At 56.6% G+C, this 3,216-nt stretch carries 3 protein-coding genes; 2 read left to right on the forward strand and 1 reads right to left on the reverse strand.

From position 1 onward, the window contains the following. On the forward strand, positions 1-1,120 hold a 1,120-nt coding region (locus ABSE61_RS37000), incomplete at its 5' end, for a DnaJ C-terminal domain-containing protein (RefSeq protein ID WP_423876091.1). Positions 1,121-1,155: 35 nt separating this feature from the next. After that, positions 1,156-2,340, forward strand: a complete 1,185-nt coding sequence (locus tag ABSE61_RS37005; protein WP_423876092.1) for an alpha/beta fold hydrolase — start codon at positions 1,156-1,158, stop codon at positions 2,338-2,340. 96 nt (positions 2,341-2,436) lie between these two features. Here the strand turns inward: ABSE61_RS37005 and ABSE61_RS37010 are convergent, their stop codons facing one another. Beyond that, positions 2,437-2,898 carry a cupin domain-containing protein gene (locus ABSE61_RS37010; RefSeq protein ID WP_423876093.1) on the reverse strand — a complete coding sequence of 154 codons (462 nt, stop codon included), beginning with the start codon at positions 2,896-2,898 and terminating at the stop codon, positions 2,437-2,439. Between the last annotated feature and the right edge of the window lie 318 nt (positions 2,899-3,216).

Raw genomic sequence — 3,216 nt, forward strand, 5'->3', positions numbered from 1 at the left:
CAAGGGAGCTGAAGAGAAGTTCAAGGTGCTGTCTGAGGCTAATGATGTTCTGAGCGATCCCAAGAAGCGCAAGATTTACGACCAGTTGGGCTTTTACTCGGACAACATTGATCCTGCGACGGCCGATGCGTATGCGCGTGCCGGTGGTGGGACGGGCGGCGCCACTGATTTTCAGGGAGGCTTCCCGGGCGGACAACCCGCTGGCGCGGGAGGTCAGGGCGCGAATTATGACTTCAGTGGGTTTGATTTCTCCGATCTTTTCGAAGGAGGAGCCAGCGGCGGCCGGGGCCGGAAAAGTGGCAGCGGCGGGGGTTTCAAAGACATCTTTTCCGGGATGTTCAGCGGCCGGAGCGGCGCGGCCGCGCAGGAAGTGCCCGAACCAGGTTCCGACCTGGAGTACCAGGTTAACGTGCCGTTCTGGACCGCGATCCGCGGCGGCGTCATGCGGTTGAACATTACCCGGCAGGAGGTTTGCGGGACTTGTCACGGCAATGGCTACACCGAGTCCCCGGGCAAGTGCCCGGAATGTGGCGGCACCGGCCAGATCACCCAAACCGGCGGACGGATGAAGTTCAATACGACTTGTCCGCGCTGCCACGGCACGGGTAAGAACATTTCGACCTGCCCGACCTGCCACGGAGTGGGCACGGTTGAGAAAACCGAACCGCTCGAGGTCCGTATCAAGGCTGGCACGCGCGATGGCCAGCGCATTCGAATTCCTGGCAAAGGCAACGCTGGTTCTCACGGGCAACCCCCCGGCGACCTGTACGCCATTATCCGCGCGGGAGACCATCCTATTTTCCATCGGGAAGGCGACGATATTCACCTCACCGTTCCGGTGAGCGTCACCGAAGCGGCGCTCGGCGCTAAGGTTGAGGTTCCGACTATCGATGGCCGCGCCATGCTCAAGATTCCGCCGGGAACGCAGTCGGGCCAGAAGCTGCGGCTGCGCGAAAAGGGCGTGCCGTCGGCGACCAAAGAGGGAGCACGCGGAGATGAGATCGTTGAGATCAAGACCGCAGTCCCCATGCCCCACGACGAGCGCTCGAAGGAAATCCTGCGCGAACTGGCAAAGTTGAACCCCGAGGATCCACGCGCCGAACTCTGGAAGAGCGTCTAAGGTGCAATTGCTGCCTTTTTGGCATCAAAAAGAAGATGAAGAAAGTGACGGCACCAGCGCCAGCCATTCTTGTCTCGAAGACTGCGATCTTGACTGTACTGCTGTTTGCTTGTCTCTGCCATGGGCAGAGCGCCGGAGTCCAGCAGAGCACAAATAGCAACCCCTCTCAGCCGCAGATGATGTCGCGGGCAGAGGTGACCGACATCATCGCAGCCTCTCGAAAGATCGTCTCTCCGAACGGTGTCGATGAGCTTCTTCCGTTGCAGATCAATGGGTCCACGCAGTGGGTATCCATCCGCGGGAAAGATCGCCGCAACCCAATTATTCTTTTTCTACATGGCGGTCCTGGATCGCCGACGATGCCCGCAGACTATACCTTCCAGACGCCGTGGGAAGATTACTTCACCGTGGTGCAGTGGGACCAGCGTGGCACGGGAAAGACGTATGCCGCCAATGACCCGAACGCGCTCGCTTCAACGATGACGATCGCGCAGATGACCAGCGATACGGAAGAAGTGGTGCAATACCTGCTAAAGACATTCAGCAAGCGGAAGATTTTTCTGCTCGGACACTCATGGGGAAGCGTACTCGGTCTGGCGGTTGCACAACGCCATCCCGAATGGCTCCATGCATATTTAGGCGTGGGACAGATGATCAATATAAGACGTAGCGAAGAGGAGGGCTATCGCTTCGCGATGGACGAGGCTCGCTCCCATCATAACTCCGACGCCGAAAAAGAACTCCTGTCCATCGCTCCTTATCCCGGTACAGCCGAGCTGACTTTTGCCAGAATCGGGATGCAGCGTAAATGGATCATGTTCTACGGTGGTCTCACTTACGGGCGCACCGATTTCTCCTATGATGGAAATGCGTGGAATCTTTCGCCGGATTACACGGACAAAGATCTAGACCTGGTTGATGAAGGTAGTTTGTACTCCCTGACTCATCTTTTGAGCGCCGCGGAAGAACTGAACTATGAGAATCTGGTTACGTTCAAGTGCCCAATCCTCCTTTTTGAGGGTCGTCACGATTACGCAACCTCTCATACGGTTGCTGATGAGTGGTTCCAGCGCATTCATGCGCCGGCAAAGAAACTCGTGTGGTTCGACAATTCTGCCCACATGGTAATGCAGGAAGAACCAGGCCGTTTTCTTTATCACCTGATTACCGATCTGCGACCGATCGCTGTGAAAGCGGGCGACGGCCCCCCGATCGAGTAAGGTCGCAAACAATTAGCCCTCGCGGGTTTGGACTCGGAACAAACTTCCCGATTAAGTGTCCGATAGCCCAAGCACCCGCCCCTTGCTGTCTTGCGGTCACTTCTTGCTGGGATCATCCGCAGGGTTCACATAGTTGAACTGCAGCGGCGACATGCCATGCACCTGAACCACCGTTGGCCCCAAAGCCATCGCGTAGTGGTGCATTTCGGGATCCAGATAAGCGAAGCTGCCAGCGGGGAAGGTCCCCATTTTAGCCGCCTCGAACTTGTCCCCCATACCTACCTTAAAACTCCCGGAGATAACGGTGACGTTCTCCCTCTTGGGGTGCCAGTGAGGAGCGATCTTGTATCCGCCAGGCATCTTCAGCCGGATGGTGTAATCCCCAGTGCTGGCGGTGGGATCGCCTTCCAGCACTGCGAGCTGTGCGCCAGCGGCGACGAACGGCGGAGGCGGTCCCCACTTGATTTGATTTGGCGTAAAGGTATTCTGCGGTTTTCCTGATTGGGCGAGCAGGATGACGGCGCTCATCAAGAAAGCAGCAAGCAGCATTTTCTTCATGGAATTTTCTCCTGAGAGAAACGGTTTTTGAAATCGCATTATTTATACCAGATCGTTCGAGCTGGTTTTCTGCCTGCTTCGCTGGCGGGAGGCTGACAGCCGTTACCTCCGTCGCAGCCCCTCCGAGAAAAAAATAACTCGAATTCTGATCACTTTTTTTCCACAACGCATCTAAATTGCCGTATTCTCACGAATGCGAACTAACTTCAGCGCAGCTTCCGGAATCTTAGTGCACCGGGAGGCCCAGAGCGAATGTAGGCGCGACGGGGTGGCTGAGAGTGATTCGTCCCAAGGGAGGAACACATAGAAATTGGCAAC

Origin of the sequence: Bradyrhizobium sp. (assembly GCF_049519115.1) — a bacterium.
Classification (GTDB): domain Bacteria; phylum Pseudomonadota; class Alphaproteobacteria; order Rhizobiales; family Xanthobacteraceae; genus Bradyrhizobium.